Source organism: Streptomyces lanatus, from assembly GCF_014655715.1.
GTDB classification, from domain to species: Bacteria; Actinomycetota; Actinomycetes; order Streptomycetales; family Streptomycetaceae; genus Streptomyces; species Streptomyces lanatus.
Window position 1 is genome coordinate 65,359 of sequence record NZ_BNBM01000013.1, and the last position, 15,196, is coordinate 80,554.

Annotated in this window: 16 protein-coding genes; 6 read left to right on the forward strand and 10 right to left on the reverse strand. The window is 70.7% G+C overall.

The features are described from left to right. Window positions 1-23 precede the first annotated feature (23 nt). The gene (locus tag IE325_RS29665) at window positions 24-506 is read right to left on the reverse strand and encodes an SRPBCC domain-containing protein (protein ID WP_190073163.1); all 483 of its coding nucleotides are present in this window, start codon (window positions 504-506) and stop codon (window positions 24-26) included. Between the two features lie 55 nt (window positions 507-561). Between IE325_RS29665 and IE325_RS29670 the strand changes: the two genes are divergently transcribed. Continuing rightward, on the forward strand, window positions 562-1,374 hold the full coding sequence (locus tag IE325_RS29670; RefSeq protein ID WP_190073164.1) for an amidohydrolase family protein: 813 nt from the start codon (window positions 562-564) through the stop codon (window positions 1,372-1,374). Between the two features lie 4 nt (window positions 1,375-1,378). On the opposite strand, the gene IE325_RS29675 is transcribed toward IE325_RS29670, so the two are convergent. From IE325_RS29675 to IE325_RS29685, 3 genes are all read right to left on the reverse strand, one after another. Then, the gene (locus IE325_RS29675; protein ID WP_190073165.1) at window positions 1,379-2,707 is read right to left on the reverse strand and encodes an enolase C-terminal domain-like protein; all 1,329 of its coding nucleotides are present in this window, start codon (window positions 2,705-2,707) and stop codon (window positions 1,379-1,381) included. A 31-nt stretch (window positions 2,708-2,738) separates the two neighbouring features. Next, window positions 2,739-4,076, reverse strand: a complete 1,338-nt coding sequence (locus IE325_RS29680) for a gluconate:H+ symporter (RefSeq protein WP_190073166.1) — start codon at window positions 4,074-4,076, stop codon at window positions 2,739-2,741. 153 nt (window positions 4,077-4,229) lie between these two features. After that, window positions 4,230-4,664 carry a TIGR03668 family PPOX class F420-dependent oxidoreductase gene (locus tag IE325_RS29685; protein ID WP_190073167.1) on the reverse strand — a complete coding sequence of 145 codons (435 nt, stop codon included), beginning with the start codon at window positions 4,662-4,664 and terminating at the stop codon, window positions 4,230-4,232. A gap of 99 nt (window positions 4,665-4,763) precedes the next feature. Here IE325_RS29685 and IE325_RS29690 point away from each other — a divergent pair, with 99 nt between their 5' ends. Then, window positions 4,764-5,219, forward strand: coding sequence for an archease (locus IE325_RS29690; protein ID WP_190073168.1), 456 nt, complete (start codon window positions 4,764-4,766; stop codon window positions 5,217-5,219). A gap of 16 nt (window positions 5,220-5,235) precedes the next feature. After that, window positions 5,236-6,357, forward strand: a complete 1,122-nt coding sequence (locus IE325_RS29695; RefSeq protein ID WP_190073169.1) for a CapA family protein — start codon at window positions 5,236-5,238, stop codon at window positions 6,355-6,357. A gap of 3 nt (window positions 6,358-6,360) precedes the next feature. On the opposite strand, the gene IE325_RS29700 is transcribed toward IE325_RS29695, so the two are convergent. Both IE325_RS29700 and IE325_RS29705 read right to left on the reverse strand, forming a co-directional pair. Beyond that, a complete protein-coding gene (locus tag IE325_RS29700) occupies window positions 6,361-7,002 on the reverse strand; it encodes a phosphoribosyltransferase (RefSeq protein WP_190073170.1) in 642 nt (213 codons plus the stop codon). Between the two features lie 67 nt (window positions 7,003-7,069). Further along, window positions 7,070-7,330: a hypothetical protein gene (locus IE325_RS29705; protein WP_190073171.1), complete on the reverse strand. Its 261-nt coding sequence runs from the start codon at window positions 7,328-7,330 to the stop codon at window positions 7,070-7,072. A 138-nt stretch (window positions 7,331-7,468) separates the two neighbouring features. Here IE325_RS29705 and IE325_RS29710 point away from each other — a divergent pair, with 138 nt between their 5' ends. Beyond that, the gene (locus IE325_RS29710) at window positions 7,469-8,122 is read left to right on the forward strand and encodes a phosphoribosyltransferase (RefSeq protein ID WP_190073172.1); all 654 of its coding nucleotides are present in this window, start codon (window positions 7,469-7,471) and stop codon (window positions 8,120-8,122) included. Window positions 8,123-8,153: 31 nt separating this feature from the next. Beyond that, window positions 8,154-8,738 (forward strand): GNAT family N-acetyltransferase, encoded by a 585-nt coding sequence (locus IE325_RS29715; RefSeq protein ID WP_190073173.1) that lies wholly within the window; start codon window positions 8,154-8,156, stop codon window positions 8,736-8,738. On the opposite strand, the gene IE325_RS29720 is transcribed toward IE325_RS29715, so the two are convergent. The 4 genes from IE325_RS29720 to IE325_RS29735 all read right to left on the reverse strand — a co-directional run bounded on the left by IE325_RS29720 (window position 8,732) and on the right by IE325_RS29735 (window position 13,571). Then, window positions 8,732-9,511, reverse strand: a complete 780-nt coding sequence (locus IE325_RS29720; protein WP_190073174.1) for an SDR family NAD(P)-dependent oxidoreductase — start codon at window positions 9,509-9,511, stop codon at window positions 8,732-8,734. The genes IE325_RS29715 and IE325_RS29720 overlap by 7 nt on opposite strands. A 38-nt stretch (window positions 9,512-9,549) precedes the next feature. After that, a complete protein-coding gene (locus tag IE325_RS29725; protein ID WP_190073175.1) occupies window positions 9,550-10,656 on the reverse strand; it encodes an NAD(P)/FAD-dependent oxidoreductase in 1,107 nt (368 codons plus the stop codon). 230 nt (window positions 10,657-10,886) lie between these two features. After that, window positions 10,887-13,097, reverse strand: a complete 2,211-nt coding sequence (gene katG / locus IE325_RS29730) for a catalase/peroxidase HPI (RefSeq protein WP_190073176.1) — start codon at window positions 13,095-13,097, stop codon at window positions 10,887-10,889. A 24-nt stretch (window positions 13,098-13,121) separates the two neighbouring features. After that, window positions 13,122-13,571, reverse strand: a complete 450-nt coding sequence (locus IE325_RS29735; protein WP_190073177.1) for a Fur family transcriptional regulator — start codon at window positions 13,569-13,571, stop codon at window positions 13,122-13,124. Between the two features lie 213 nt (window positions 13,572-13,784). On the opposite strand from IE325_RS29735, the gene IE325_RS29740 reads away from it, so the two are divergent. Beyond that, window positions 13,785-15,155: an alpha-lytic protease prodomain-containing protein gene (locus IE325_RS29740; RefSeq protein WP_190073178.1), complete on the forward strand. Its 1,371-nt coding sequence runs from the start codon at window positions 13,785-13,787 to the stop codon at window positions 15,153-15,155. Window positions 15,156-15,196: the final 41 nt, after the last annotated feature.

A 15,196-nucleotide genomic window follows, 5' to 3' on the forward strand; every position in this document is an offset into this window, starting at 1 on the left:
GCAAAGATCACGTAACCGGCGGGTCAGGGGTGGGTGATGTTCGGTGGGGCGGATTCCACGAGCCGGGCCAGGTTGGCCAGGGCCATACGGGTGCCGGTCTCGTTGTCCGCGGCGGGGACGACGTCGGGGATGTCCTCGTGCACGATCAGGATGTCGGTGCCGCCACCGGCGGCGTCGGTGAGGGTCGTGGTCATCGTCATCGTGCCGCGCAGGGCGGGGTCGTCGGTCTCGAACTCGACCTCCTCGACCACCTGCTCGTCCGGCACGAGCCGTACGAAGCGGCCGTGGTACGTGTCGGTGTGCGCGGCCGACTTGCCGGTGCCGGTCGGCAGGTCGTAGGTGAGCGAGACCCGGAAGGCCCCTCCTTCCCGCCCGTCGAAGGTGTGCACATGCCCGGTCATCCCGTCCGGCACCCGCCAGCGCTCCACGGCGTCCGCGTCCAGCAGCGCACGGTAGACGGCGGCGCGTGAGGCGTTCACATGCCCGGAGACCCGTGTCGAGTACATGGCGCCCACCATAGTGTGGGCAACGAACCCCGACCCTGCCGGAGAGGCCGAGTCCATGCCCGTCATCGACGCCTGGATGCAGCACCCGACCCCGCGCCACGCCAACCACGAGATGTTCGAGTCGCTGCGCCGCTGGACCGGCATGGAGCGGCTCGACAAGCCGCTGCCCGTCGAAGTCACGGTGGCGGCGCTGGAGGCGGCCGACGTGGAGATCGGCCTCGCCGCCGCCTGGTACGGGCCGCAGGGCCCGCTGATCGACAACGACGAGGCGGCTTCGTTCGTCGAGCAGTCCGGCGGACGGCTGCGCGGAGTCGCGGGGGCCGACCTCGCCCGGCCCATGGCGGCGGTGCGCGAACTGCGGCGGGCGGTCGAGGAGTTGGGGTTCGTGGCACTGCGCGTCGTTCCGTGGCTGTGGGGGCTGCCGCCCACCGACCGGCTGTACTACCCGCTGTACACGGCCTGTGTGGACCTCGGTGTGCCGTTCTGCACCCAGGTCGGGCACACCGGCCCGCTGCGCCCTTCGGAGACCGGGCGGCCCATCCCTTACGTCGACCAGGTGGCCCTCGACTTCCCCGAGCTGACGATCGTGTGCGGGCACATCGGCTACCCGTGGACGACGGAGATGATCGCGGTCGCCGACAAGCACGAGAACGTCTTCATCGACACCAGCGCCTACACCGTGCGCCGCTATCCGCCGGAGTTGGTGGAGTATCTGCGCGGCCGGGGCCGTGACAAGGTCCTCTTCGGCTCCAACTACCCCATGATCACGCCGAGTCGGGCCCTTGAGCACCTCGATGCCCTGGGGCTGGACGAGGAGACGCGGGAGCTGTTCCTGCACGGGAACGCCCGCCGCGTCTTCGCCCTCTGAAAGCTCAGCGCACGAGGCACGGCCGCTTCGCGTCGAAGGTCCAGCCCTCCACCAGGTACCGCATCCCGACCGCGTCGTCCCGGCCGGACAGCGCCTTCTCCTGGTACAGCTCGTGCGCCGCGAGGAGCCGGTCCAGGTCCAGGTCGATGCCGAGTCCGGCGGTGTCGGGTACGGCGACCTCGCCGCCGGTGATCCTCGGCGGGGCGACGGTGAGCCGCTCCAGCCCTTCCTGCCAGATCCAGTGGGTGTCGAGGGCGTTGTAGTCGCCGGGCGCGGCGGCCCCGCAGTGGGCCATCATCGCCAGGGAGATGTCGAAGTGGTTGTTGGAGTGGCAGCCCCAGGTCAGGCCCATCGCGTTGCACAGCTGGGCGACGCGGACCGAGCCCTGCATGGTCCAGAAGTGCGGGTCGGCCAGCGGGATGGACACCGACTGCAGGGCCAGGGCGTGGGTCAGCTGGCGCCAGTCGGTGGCGATCATGTTGGTCGCCGTGGGCAGTCCGGTGGCCCGGCGGAACTCCGCGAGGATCTCCCGGCCCGAGTAGCCGTCCTCGGCGCCGCAGGGGTCCTCGGCGTAGGCGAGGGTGCCGAGGAGCGGGGCGCACAGTTCGACGGCCTCGCGCAGGGACCATGCGCCATTGGGGTCGAGGGTGATCCGCGCTTCGGGGAAGCGGTCCTTGAGCGCCCGTACGGCCTTGACCTCCTCGGCGCCCGGCAGGACGCCGCCCTTGAGCTTGAAGTCGCGGAAGCCGTAGTGGTCGTAGGTGGCCTCGGCCTGGCGGACGATCGCCTCGGGGGTGAGCGCCTCCTCGTGGCGGATCCGGTACCAGTCGACGGTCGCGTCGGGTGCGCGGACGTAGTCCAGGTCGGTGCGGTCCGGGTCGCCGACGTAGAAGAGGTAGCCGAGGACGCGTACGGCGTCGCGCTGCTTGCCGTCGCCGAGCAGGGCGGCGACCGGGACCTCCAGGTGCTGGCCGAGCAGGTCGAGGAGGGCGGACTCGACGGCGGTGACGGCGTGCACGGTGGTGCGCAGGTCGAAGGTCTGCGCGCCGCGACCGCCCGTGTCCCGGTCGGCGAACGTCGCCCCGATGGCGCGCAGGACGTTCTTGTAGTCGCCCACGCGGGCACCGACGACCAGGGGTTCGGCGTCCTTCAGGGTCCGGGTGATCTTCTCCCCGCCGGGGACCTCGCCGAGTCCCGTACGGCCCTCGGAGTCCTCCAGGACGACGACGTTGCGGGTGAAGTAGGGGGCGTGGGCGCCGGAGAGGTTGAGGAGCATCGCGTCCCGGCCGGCGACCGGGTACACGGAGAAGCGGGTGACGACGGGCTGGCTCATGGCGGGCGGGTGCCGTTCTCGTGAGGGGGTTTCAGATGCTGAGGGCGTCGAGGACCTGTTCCAGGACCAGTACGCCACCGAGGCCGAGGATCGCGAGCACCGTCGTGTACGTGGTGCGCGCCTTGATGGCGTCGAGGACGGACAGGTTGAAGTACTCCTTGAACATCCAGAAGCCCGGGTCGTTGACATGGGAGAAGGCGATGGAGCCGCAGGAGACGGCGAGCACCATCACCTCGGAGTGGACGCCGCTGCCCGCGAGCAGGGGCAGGGCCACACCGGAGGCGGTGACGACGGCGACGGTCGCGGAGCCGAGGGCGATGCGGAGGATGGCGGCGATCAGCCAGGCCAGGACGATCGGGGAGATCGACCAGCCGTCGGTGATGTCCTTGATGTAGTCGGAGATACCGCCTTCGACGAGGACGTTCTTGAAGGCGCCGCCCGCGCCGATGACGAGCAGGATCATCGCCATGGCCTGGGCGGCCTCCTTGCAGGAGGCGCTGACCTCGCCCAGGCTGCGGCCGATGCGCGGGCCGAACGCCCAGATCGCCACGAGCAGGGTGAGCAGCAGGGCGATCGGCGCGGAGCCGATGAACGCGACGAAGTGCATCGGACCGCCGTCGCCGGCCCCGGCCAGGTCGGCCACGGCCGCACCGGCGATCAGTACCACGGGCAGCAGGGCGACGGACAGCGACCAGCCCATGCCGGGCATCTCGTCGTCCTCGAAGACTCGCTCGCTGACCAGGCCCTTGGGGATGGAGGGGTTCATCGCCCGGACGAAGGGCAGGCGCGGCCACAGGAGGGCGATGGTCGCGCCGATCGGCACGGCGATGAACAGGCCGTAGAACAGGGTCAGTCCGACGGACGCCTGGAAGGTGGCGGCGACCGCGGTGGGTCCCGGGTGGGGCGGCAGGAAGCTGTGCATGGTGGACAGGGCGATCGACATGGGCAGCCCCACCCACAGCAGGTTGGCCCGGGTGACGCGGACGAGGGTGAAGGCGATGGGGACGATGATGACGAAGGCCACCTCGTAGAACATCGTCACGCCGATGAGCATGGCCGTCAGCACCATGGCCACCTGCACCCAGCGAGGCCCGCACACGTCCAGGAGCTTCCCGGCTATTCGCTGGGCGGCACCGGAGTCGCCCATCACCCGGCCGACCATGGCGCCGAGCCCGATGGTGAGCATGGTGTCGCCGATCTGGTCGCCGATGCCCTCGGCGAGGATGTCCGGGATCTTCTCCATCCCGATCCCCTGCACCAGCCCGACACCCACCGCCACCAGCAGCAGGGCCGCGAAGCCGTTCAGTTTGAGCCTGGTCATCAGGACGAGCAGGACCAGCACGCTGATCCCGACCACCACGAGCGGCATATGTCAGTTCTCCTTTGAACGCCGGCCGCTTACGTTCACCCCACTGAATGGGGTCCTCACATGAAGACGTCGTCTACATATGAGGACGGAGATTATGTTCGTGGATGGTCAAGGTCAATGGGTCTGCGGATGTGGATTCGGGCGGCGACCGGTTCAGTCGTCACCCGCCACGGCCCGCCAGCCGCTCCAGTGCACGACGCTGATCACGACCACGGGCCCGTTCGGGGGCTCCTGGCGGTACTGCGGATACTTCCGGCACAGCAGCGCGACGGCGTCGTCATACTCGGTCCCGTCGGGCGCCAGAATCCGGGCGCCCCCGTCCGCCCTGACCCACCACAGACGGCCCCAGTCCTCGTCGTACTCATCCGCCAGCAGGCAGACGGCCGGGCGGACGGCGATGTTGTGCAGCCGCTTCAGCCGCCGCGTCCGCTTCGGTTTGCCGTCGACCGCGGTCACGATCTCGTCGCCGCTCGACGCGAACACGACCGGCACCAGATGCGGCCGGCCCTCGGGATCCACCGTCGCCAGCCGTGCGACGGATGCCGCGGCGAACCGCTCGCGGGCCTCGTCCTGCTCCATGTCCGGCATGTCGGCTCCTTCGGTCCCGGCGGTACACGGTGCCCGGTCCCGGGTACCCCTGTCCGTGTAGCACTCCTCGGGGACGACTCGGCGGATCGGGTGGTGTCCATGGTCGGCGACACGGACGACGACATCCAGGCGCGACGGCTCGGCGAGAGCGGCCATCGGGCGGTACCGCACACGGCCGATGTGCGCATCGAGGCATGGGGCGTGAACCGGGAGCGCTGTCTGGTGGAGGCCGCGCTGGGGATGGTGGAGTGCTTCGCCGATGTCACGGCGGTACGGCCGACGTCGGTGGAGCGGGTGCGGCTGGTCGAGGACAGTGACGAGGAGTTGCTGACCGCGCTCCTGGACGAGGTCGTCGTACGCCTCGACGTGGACGGCCGGGTGCCGGTCGATCTGGAGGCGGACGCCACGGAGGGCGACGTCGATGTGCGCCTGTCCCTGGCGGACCTGGCGGACGTGCGGGTCACGGGCGCCAGCCCGAAGGACCTCACCTGGCACGGGCTGCGCATCGGGCCGGATCCGTACGGGTGGTCGTGTGCGGTGACGGTGGACGTGTGAGGGGTACGGCGGAGACATGAACGGCGGCGGCACGGTGACGCTGTTCGTCTGTGGTGATGTGATGCTCGGACGCGGCGTCGACCAGATCCTGGCCCGGCCCGGTGATCCGGTGCTGCGGGAGGGGTACGTCACGGACGCCCGTGCCTATGTGAGCATGGCTGAGTCGGTGAGCGGGCCGATCCCGGCGCCGGTCGATCCGGCGTGGCCGTGGGGCGAGGCGCTGCGGCTGATGGAGGCGAGCGGTCCGGATGTGCGGATCGTCAATCTGGAGACGTCCGTGACCCGCGGTGACGCCTTCGAGCCCGGCAAGGCGGTCCACTACCGCATGCATCCGGCCAACCTGCCCGCCCTCACCGTGGCCCGGCCCGATGTCTGTGTGCTGGCCAACAACCATGTGCGGGACTTCGGCCGGGACGGTCTGAGGGAGACGCTCGACGTGCTGCACGGAGCGGGCCTGCGCACGGCGGGCGCGGGCCGCGGCGCCGAGGAGGCGTACGCGCCCGTGGCACTGCCGCTCCCCCACGGCGGCCGGGTGCTGGTCTTCGCCCTCGGCGTCGCCGACAGCGGCATCCCGGCGGACTGGGCGGCGACGTCCGAGTCGTCCGGCGTCGCCTATGTGCCCGAGCTGACGCCGGCCACGGCAGCCGCCGCGGTGCGACGGGTACGGCGGGTGAAGCGGCCCGGCGACATCGTCGTCGTCTCGGTGCACTGGGGTTCCAACTGGGGCTACCTCGTCCCCCGTGAGCAGCGGCGCTTCGCGCACGCCCTGGTCGACGGCGGCGCCGATGTCGTGCACGGCCACTCCTCGCACCATCCGCGCGCCGTCGAGGTCTACCGGAACCGGCTGATCCTGCACGGCTGCGGCGACTTCATCGATGACTATGAGGGCATCCCGGGATACGAGAACTACCGCGACGACCTGCGCATCGCCTACTTCGTCACGCTGTCGTCGGACACGGGCGAACTCACCGACCTGCGCATGGAACCCCTGCTCGCCCGCCGTATGCGACTGGAACCGGCCCCGGAGCAGGACCGCGCATGGCTGCACGACACCCTCGACCGGATCGGCTACGGCGTCCACGTCGCGCTGGGCCCGGACGGTGCGCTCACCCTCCGCAAGCCCGCGGCCCTGGGCTGACCCTCAGTCGCCCCGCAGGGCCGCGAGCACATCGGCGTCGGTCAGCTGGCGGAAGTCCTCGTACCACTCGCCGACCGCGCTGAACAGCCTCGGCTGATACAGGCAGACGAGTTCGTCGACCTCCCGGCTCAGGGCCTCGGCCGCTTCCGGTGCACACACGGGTACGGCGAGGACCAGACGCCCGGGTTGCCGGCCGCGTACGGCGCGCAGGGCGACGCGTGCGGTGGAGCCGGTCGCCACGCCGTCGTCGACCACGACGACGGTACGGCCGCGCAGCTCCGGTGCCGGGCGGCCCTGCCGATAGCGTTCCTCGCGCCGCCGCAGCTCCTCCCGCTCCCGCTCCACGACCGGCGCCAGGTCGGCCTCGGTCAGCCCCAGCCGGAACAGCGACTGCTCGTCGAAGAGCGGCGGGTCGTCGCCCGCGAGCGCGCCGACGCCGAACTCCTCGTGGAAAGGCGCCCCGATCTTGCGTACGACGAGTACGTCCAGTGGGGCTTGGAGCACCCGGGAGATCTCCTGGGCGACCGCGACGCCGCCGCGGGGCAGCGCGAGCACGACGGGGTGCGGCAGAAGGTCCTTGTCCTGACGGATGCGCAACTGCTCCGCCAGCTCCCGCCCGGCCGCCGCGCGGTCACGGAACTGCATGGGTCTCCCCTTCCGTCCGTCGCCGCGTACCCCGCCCTCCCGCACGGGACACCCGAGGGATCACGCATTACGAGGGTGGCTCGGACGTTGCCCCGTCCGCCGGGTCGGACGGGTCCGGGCTGTTCCAGTCGTACGGCCCGCCGCCGCGCCATTCGATCAGCTCGGGGTCGTCGACGGCCCGGTCCTCGGCGGGCAGGCCCGCGCGGTGCACCAGGTCCATGACGTCGAACAGGCTGTACGCGGTGCCGGTGGGCTCGCCACGGATCGTCACCTGACGCCCGCCGTCCGACGCCGGCGGCAGCACCACCACAAGGGGACGCGTGCTCATGTCACCACCATGCGCTCCGCGTGGCCGGAACGCAGCCCGGCGTACCGGCCATGGTGCGGGCCCGCCCCGTTTGGGCGGGTGCCGCGCGGGCACTCGGCGGCTGCGTCGAGGCCGGGGGATTCGAGGGAGGAGCGCGCCGTGCCGTTTCGCGACCGTACCCACGCCGGACAGGAGCTCGCCCTGAGGCTGGTCGAGTGGGCCGGCTCCGGTGAGCTGCCGAGTGTGCTGGTGTTGGCGCTGCCCCGCGGTGGGGTACCGGTGGCCGCGGAGGTCGCCCGTGCGCTGCACGCGCCGATGGATGTGCTGGTGGCGGGTGAGATCAGCACCCCGATCCGGCCCGAGACGCCGATCGGGGCGGTCGTAGCCGATGATCCGCCGCTGTACGAGCGGCAGAGCCTGGCGATGATGCATCTGTCCGAGGACCGGCTCGGCGACGTCGTCGTGCGGGAACGCAACGAGCTGCACCGTCTCGAATACCTCTTCCGGGGCCGCCGTCCGCCCCCGTCGGTCGACGGCCGCACGGTCGTCCTCGTCGACGACGGTCTGGCCACCGGCCTCACCGCCGTCGCGGCGCTGCGCTTCCTGCGCCGGCACGGCCCCGCCCGCCTGGTCCTGGCCGTCCCGGTCGGCAGCCCCCGCACCGTCGCCTCCGTCCGCGCCGAGTGCGACGACCTCGTATGCCTGGAGCAGCCGCCGGGCTTTCATGTCACGGGTGAGTGGTACGAGGATTTCGCCCCGGTCTCCGACCTGGCGGTCACGCGGACGCTGCACGGGTTCCACGCCACGGCGTGAGCCGACACGGGCGCCGTGACATCGTGGTGCCATGGCCATAGAAGTCCGCCCGGCATCCGTCTTCGAGGACGTCCGTGCCGTGGTCGGCCCCAAGTCGCCCACGGCGAACGTCTGTTTCTGCCTGAGCTACCGGATCCCGTCGAAGCTCAACAACGAGCTGCGCGGCCCGGCCCGCGGTGAGTACGTCGCCGAGCTGTGCCGCGCCGATCCGCCTCCGGGAGTGCTCGCCTACGACGGTGACGAACCGGTCGGCTGGGCGGCGGTGGCGCCCCGCTCGGCCACGACCTTCGCCCGCAACCGGAAGATCCCGCACGTCGACGATCTGCCGGTGTGGTCGCTGTGGTGCGTTCGCGTCCGCCCCGGCCACCGCAAGCAGGGCATCACCCACGCCCTCATCGCCGGAGCCGTGGACTTCGCCCGCGACCGGGGCGCGCCGGTGGTCGAGGCGTACCCGCTCGACAACGGCGACGCCCGGGTCGATCTGACGATGGCGTACGCGGGGCTGCGGAAGAACTTCGAGCGCGCGGGGTTCGTCCATGCCGCCGACACCACCTCGGTGCTGGCCGGCCATCCCCGGATCCTGATGCGCCTCGACCTGCGACAGTCCTCTCAGTGAACGGAGAAGCCGCCGTCCACGAAGATCGACTGTCCGGTGACATAGCCGGAGGCGCGGCTCGCGAGGAAGACCGCGGCCCCGGCGAAGTCCTCCGCCAGGCCGTTGCGACCGACCATCGTGCGCGCGGCGAGCGCGGCGACCCGCTCCGGGTCGGACGACAGGCGGGCGTTGAGCGGCGTCATGACGAAGCCCGGCACGAGCGTGTTGCAGGTGACGCCGTACGGCGACCACGCCTCCGCCTGGGAACGGGCCAGCGATTCCAGCGCCCCCTTGGAGACGCCGTAGGCACCGCTCTGCACGAACGCGCGGTGCGCCTGCTGCGAGGTGACGTGAATGATCCGCCCGAAGCCCCGCTCCGCCATACCGGGCCCGAAACGCTGCCCCAGCAGATAGGGCGCGTCCAGGTTCACGGCCATCGTGCTGTCCCACACGTCCTCGCCGAGCTCACCCATCGGGGGCCGCACATTGATCCCGGCGCAGTTGACGAGGATGTCGGGCTCCCCGAACGCTTCGACGGCCCCCTCGGCCGCCGCGCGCACGCCGTCACGCGTGCCGAGATCGGCACTCACCCACGCGGCCCGACAGCCGTGAGCCTCGATCTCACCGACCGTCGCGACCAGCTCCGCCTTCCTGCGCGCCACGATCACGACACTTGCCCCGGCCCGCGCGAGCGCCTCGGTGATGCCCCGGCCGATGCCGGAACTCCCACCGGTCACCACGGCGACCCGGCCTTCGAGCGAGAACAGTTCGGAGAGATACTGCTGCGAGATCATTCCCGCACATTAGTCTGTGCGGCTGTACCGGTCTGCGGCTAGGCCGCGGTGTACCCGAGCTGACGCCTCATGTACGGCGTCATCAGCGTCCTGGCCTTGGCCAACGTGGTGGTCCGGCCGCCGAGGACCGCCGTCTCGCCGCCCATCACCGGCAGCACGGTCACCCCGTCCGCCGGGCCGAACGGGACGATGAGCGGGGTGCGGTGGACCGGCCGGTAGAAGCGGGGCTGCTTGCGGTGCTTGCCGGTGCTGTTGAGGTAGGCGCGGATGTTGTGGGCGGCCAGGTCGGCCTGGGCGAGCGCGGCCGGGGTGATCTTGAGGTCGGTGGCGTCGTTCACATCGCCGACCGCGAACACCTCCAGCCATCCCCTGATCCGGAGCGCCTCGTCGACCTTGACGTGGCCCGAGCTGTTCAGCCAGTCGCCGTGCCCGGCGAGCCGTAGCCACAGCGTGTTGGGGGTGGTGCCGGTGGCCCAGAAGGAGAGGTCGGCGCCGATGATGTTGCCGCCGGCGTCGCGGTAGGTGCCGAAGTCGTTGCCGGGCGACATGAAGGCGTCCAGCCACACCTCCACGCCATGGGACTCCAGCCAGGCCCGCGCCTTGCGCCCGGCCCGCGCGCTGCCCGTGGAGTGCAGCAGTTCCGTGCCGGAGTGGGCGAGGGTGATCCGGGCGTCCGGCCGGGCGAGGCGGATCTCGGCGCTGAGTTCGACCCCGGAGGGGCCGCCGCCGACGACCAGGATGTGCTCGGCGGTGGCGATCTGCTGCTGGTGGGCGACGAAGGACTTCACCGCCTCGTCGGTGGTGGTGCCGGTGAAGCGGGCCGGTTCGGGGTAGTCGGCGCCGGTGGCGATCACCAGGACGTCGTACCGGAGCCGCTCCCCCGTGCCGAGGATCACCTGTCGCTCGGCGGTGTCGATGCGGACGGCCTTGCCTACGGCCACGCGGCCGTTGCGCAGCAGCCGGTCGTAGGGGATGAAGGGGCTGTGCGACCAGTCCGGGCGGACTCCGGCGCGCAGGGAGGCGATGCGGTGGAAGAAGACCTCCTTGCGGTCCACCAGCGTGACCCGCGCGGTCGTGTCCAGTCGTTTGGCCAGCCGGACGCCGGCATAGCCGCCGCCGATCACCACTACGTCGCCGTCGAGCACGCCGGGTCTCCTGTGCTGGTGGGGGGGAAGGAGGAGCGAGTGGCGGGCGCGACGGGTGGGCCGTCGTCGGCCACTCCCCTGTGTCCGCGACCCTATCGCTTGAAACATAAAGAATTGATGGGGCCCGGTGTGCGTTCTGTGAAAGGTGGGGCCCATGTGGCACCGATGGGCAAAAGAAAACGTCCAGACCGACCCGTGCGGGCCGGCCTGGACGTCTTGCCCGGGACTGATCAGACGAGGTCGAACCGGTCCAGGTTCATGACCTTGACCCACGCCTCGACGAAGTCCTTGACGAACTTCTCCTTCGCGTCGTCGCTCGCGTAGACCTCGGCGAGGGCGCGCAGCTCGGAGTTGGAGCCGAAGACCAGGTCGGCACGGGTGCCGGTCCACTTGACCTGGCCCGAGGCGTCACGGCCCTCGAACGTGGTCTGGTCCTCGGAGGTGGACTTCCAGGTCGTGCCCAGGTCGAGCAGGTTGACGAAGAAGTCGTTGGTCAGCTTGCCCGGCGTCTCGGTGAGCACGCCGTGCTTGGTGCCGTTGTGGTTGGCGCCCAGGACACGCAGACCGCCGACCAGGACGGTCATCTCGGGGGCGCTGAGCGCGAGCAGGTTGGCGCGGTCAAGCAGCAGGTACTCGGCGGGAAGGCGGTTGCCCTTGCCGAGGTAGTTGCGGAACCCGTCGTACGACGGCTCGAGCGCCGCGAACGACTCGGGGTCGGTGTGCTCCTCGGTCGCGTCGACACGGCCCGCGGTGAACGGCACCTCGACGGCGACACCGGCGTCCTTGGCGGCCTTCTCGACGGCGGCGGAGCCACCGAGGACGATCAGGTCGGCCAGGGAGACCTTCTTGGCGCCCGAGTTGAACTCGCCCTGGACGGTCTCCAGGACGCGGAGGACCTGGGCGAGCTCGTCCGGGTCGTTGACCTCCCAGTTGCGCTGCGGCTCCAGGCGGACACGGCCGCCGTTGGCGCCACCGCGCTTGTCGCTGGCGCGGTGCGTGGCGGCGGACGCCCAGGCGGCCTTGACCAGCTGCGGGACGGTCAGGCCGGAGTCGAGGATCTTCGCCTTGAGCGCGGTGGCGTCGGCGGCGTCGATGGCCTCGCCCTCGGCGGCGGGCAGCGGGTCCTGCCACAGCAGGGTCTCCGCCGGGACCTCCGGGCCGAGGTACAGGGACTTCGGGCCCAGGTCACGGTGGGTGAGCTTGTACCAGGCGCGGGCGAAGGCGTCCGCGAACTCGGCCGGGTTCTCGTGGAAGCGCTTGGAGATCGGGCCGTAGATCGGGTCGAAGCGCAGCGAGAGGTCGGTGGTGAGCATCGTGGGCAGCTTCTTCGAGCCGCCGTGGGCGTCGGGGATGATCGCCTCGGCGTTCTTGGCCACGTACTGCTTGGCGCCGGCCGGGGACTCGCTCAGCTCCCACTCGTAGCCGAAGAGGATGTCGAAGAAGTCGTTGCTCCACTGGGTGGGCTTGGTGGTCCAGGTGACCTCCAGACCACTGGTGATCGCGTCGCCGGCCTTGCCGGAGCCGTAGGTGGACTTCCAGCCCAGGCCCTGCTGCTCCATGGCGGCGGCCTCGGGGTCGTTGCCGACCGCGTCGGCCGGGCCGGCGCCGTGGGTCTTGCCGAAGGTGTGGCCACCGGCGATGAGGGCGACGGTCTCCTCGTCGTTCATCGCCATGCGGCGGAAGGTCTCGCGGATGTCGCGGGCCGCGGCGATCGGGTCCGGGTTGCCGTTCGGGCCCTCCGGGTTGACGTAGATCAGGCCCATCTGGACGGCGCCGAGCGGGTTCTCCAGCTCACGGTCGCCGGTGTAGCGCTGGTCGTCGAGCCAGGTGGTCTCGGGGCCCCAGTAGACGTCCTCGTCGGCCTCCCAGACGTCGGCGCGGCCGCCGCCGAAGCCGAAGGTCTCGAAGCCCATCTGCTCCAGGGCGACGTTACCGGTGAGGATGATGAGGTCGGCCCAGGAGATGGACTGGCCGTACTTCTTCTTGACCGGCCACAGCAGACGGCGGGCCTTGTCGAGGTTGCCGTTGTCCGGCCAGCTGTTCAGGGGCGCGAAGCGCTGCTGACCGCGGCCGCCACCACCGCGGCCGTCGCTGATGCGGTAGGTGCCGGCGCTGTGCCAGGCCATCCGGATCATCAGCGGGCCGTAGTTGCCGAAGTCCGCGGGCCACCAGTCCTGCGAGGTGGTCAGCACCTCGGCGATGTCCCGTTTGACGGCCGCCAGGTCGAGGGCCTGGAACGCCTCCGCGTAGTCGAACTCCGCACCGAGCGGGTTGGCGACGACGGGGTCCTTCGCGAGGATCTTCAGGTTGAGCCGTTCCGGCCACCACTGACGGTTGCCGCCGCCCTGCGTGGGGTGCGCGGCGCGACCGTGAGCGACGGGGCAGCCACCGGTGCCCTCCGTCTTCGCGTCAGTGACGATCGCATCGGGGTTCTCAGCCATGGGAAACCTTCCGAACTAGGTGAATCACAGTGCTCGGGGTGCACTGTTGGCGGTGGAACAGTCGGGGCACAGGCCCCAGTAGATGACCTCGGCCTCGTCGATCGCGAAGCCGTGGTCGTCGGACGCGGTCAGACAGGGCGCCTCGCCGACCTCGCAGTCGACATCGGCGACGACACCGCACGACCGGCACACGATGTGGTGGTGGTTGTCGCCGACACGCCCCTCGAACCTGGCCGGACTGCCGGCCGGTTCGATACGACGTATCAGTCCCGCCGCGGTGAGTGCGTGGAGGCCCTCGTACACGGCCTGGAGGGAGACATGACCTACGCGATCTCGCACCCCCGAGGCGATGGCCTCGACACCGAGGTGGTCACCGGCCCGGACGGTGTCGAGCAGCGCGACACGCGCCGCGGTCACCCTCAGGCCGGCACCGCGGAGCTCCTCGGCGGGGGTCGGAGTCTGGGATGCGGTCATGCCGCCAACCTACCTCTCTAAACACGAATGATTCAAGAAAACGAATGATGAAACTCTGGTGATCCATCCGCGGGTCCCTCCGCTGGCGCACATGGCAGCCAACCAGAGCCTCCCAAAGCGCGAAAAATCATCTTTTCTGACATTGACTCATGTCTTTGCGTCAAGGCCTCCATCGGGTCGGAATCCCACTCGTACTCGATGGAGGTACATCGCATGCTCGGCAGACATACGGCGGCCGGTCGCCGCGCCGCCCTGACCGCTCTGGGCGCCCTCGTTCTCACCGGTGCCACCACGGCAGCGGCGGCCGAACCGCCACCCGCGCCGGCGTCCACCGCGGCGCAGACCCTCGGTGCCGACCGGCCGCCGGCCGCGGTGGTACGCGCCATGGAGCGCGATCTGAAGCTGAAGCCGGGGCAGGCCGCCGAGCGGCTGGTCAACGAGGCGGAGGCGGGGGTCCGTGCGGGACGCCTGCGCAACTCGCTGGGCAAGCGCTTCGCGGGCGCCTGGCTGCGAGGGGCGACCTCCGCCGAGCTCGCCGTCGCGACCACTCACTCCGACGACGTGTCCGCCATTCAGGCGCAGGGCGCGAAGGCCGTCGTCGTCAAATATCCGCTGAGCGACCTCAAGGCCGTCAAGGAGAAGCTGGACAAGGCCGCGACCAGCGCCAACACACGCGACACACCCGTGTGGTACGTCGATGTGCCGACGAACCGCGTCGTCGTCCAGGCGGTCAAGCGGTCGGCCGCGACCACCTTCCTCAAGGCCGCAGGTGTCCAGGACAAGGACGTGACCGTCAAGGTGTCGGCGGCACGGCCGCGGCCGCTGGCCGACCTCGTCGGCGGCGACGCCTACTACATCGAGGGCACCGCCCGCTGCTCCATCGGGTTCTCCATCACCAAGGACACCCAGCAGGGCTTCGCCTCGGCGGGCCACTGCGGCAACGCCGACGACTCGACCACCGGGGCCAACATGGCCGCGCAGGGCACCTTCGAGGCCTCCACGTTCCCCGGCAAGGACATGTCCTGGGTGAGCGTGAACAGCGACTGGACCGCGACGCCGGACGTGGAGGGCGAGGGCGGCCAGCGGACGCAGGTCACCGGCTCGGTCCAGGCGCTCGTCGGGGCGTCGATCTGCCGCTCCGGCTCCACCACCGGCTGGCACTGCGGGACCATCCAGCAGCACGACACGAGTGTCAGCTACTCCGAGGGCACCGTCGACGGCGTCACCGAGACCACCGTCTGCGCCGAGCCGGGCGACTCCGGCGGCCCGTACCTCTCCGGCTCCCAGGCACAGGGCGTGACCTCGGGCGGCTCGGGTGACTGCACGGACGGCGGGACCACCTTCTACCAGCCGATCAACCCGATCCTCAGCGACTTCGGCCTGGTCCTGAAGACCGCGGCGGCCCAGAGTCCGGGTACGCCCGCGCCGCCGGACGGGACCGCCGCCGCCTGGTCCGCGGGCCGCGTCTATGAGGCCGGCTCGACGGTGACCCACGCGGGCGTGCGCTATCAGTGCCTGCAGAGCCACCAGGCGCAGGGCCGGTGGTCGCCGGGTGCGACGCCGGCTCTGTGGCAGCGGATGTAGCGGATACGGCCGTCCGGCGGACGGTGCGGGGCACGGGCCCC

Coding starts and splice junctions, on each gene's coding strand:
- IE325_RS29665 (WP_190073163.1), bottom strand. CDS start 506: ATGTACTCGACACGGGTCTCCGGGCATGTGAACGCCTCACGCGCCGCC.
- katG (WP_190073176.1), bottom strand. CDS start 13,097: ATGGCTGAGAACCCCGATGCGATCGTCACTGACGCGAAGACGGAGGGC.
- IE325_RS29685 (WP_190073167.1), bottom strand. CDS start 4,664: ATGCCGGACATGGAGCAGGACGAGGCCCGCGAGCGGTTCGCCGCGGCA.
- IE325_RS29690 (WP_190073168.1), top strand. CDS start 4,764: ATGGTCGGCGACACGGACGACGACATCCAGGCGCGACGGCTCGGCGAG.
- IE325_RS29695 (WP_190073169.1), top strand. CDS start 5,236: ATGAACGGCGGCGGCACGGTGACGCTGTTCGTCTGTGGTGATGTGATG.
- IE325_RS29700 (WP_190073170.1), bottom strand. CDS start 7,002: ATGCAGTTCCGTGACCGCGCGGCGGCCGGGCGGGAGCTGGCGGAGCAG.
- IE325_RS29670 (WP_190073164.1), top strand. CDS start 562: ATGCCCGTCATCGACGCCTGGATGCAGCACCCGACCCCGCGCCACGCC.
- IE325_RS29740 (WP_190073178.1), top strand. CDS start 13,785: ATGCTCGGCAGACATACGGCGGCCGGTCGCCGCGCCGCCCTGACCGCT.
- IE325_RS29705 (WP_190073171.1), bottom strand. CDS start 7,330: ATGAGCACGCGTCCCCTTGTGGTGGTGCTGCCGCCGGCGTCGGACGGC.
- IE325_RS29715 (WP_190073173.1), top strand. CDS start 8,154: ATGGCCATAGAAGTCCGCCCGGCATCCGTCTTCGAGGACGTCCGTGCC.
- IE325_RS29680 (WP_190073166.1), bottom strand. CDS start 4,076: ATGCCGCTCGTGGTGGTCGGGATCAGCGTGCTGGTCCTGCTCGTCCTG.
- IE325_RS29675 (WP_190073165.1), bottom strand. CDS start 2,707: ATGAGCCAGCCCGTCGTCACCCGCTTCTCCGTGTACCCGGTCGCCGGC.
- IE325_RS29720 (WP_190073174.1), bottom strand. CDS start 9,511: ATGATCTCGCAGCAGTATCTCTCCGAACTGTTCTCGCTCGAAGGCCGG.
- IE325_RS29735 (WP_190073177.1), bottom strand. CDS start 13,571: ATGACCGCATCCCAGACTCCGACCCCCGCCGAGGAGCTCCGCGGTGCC.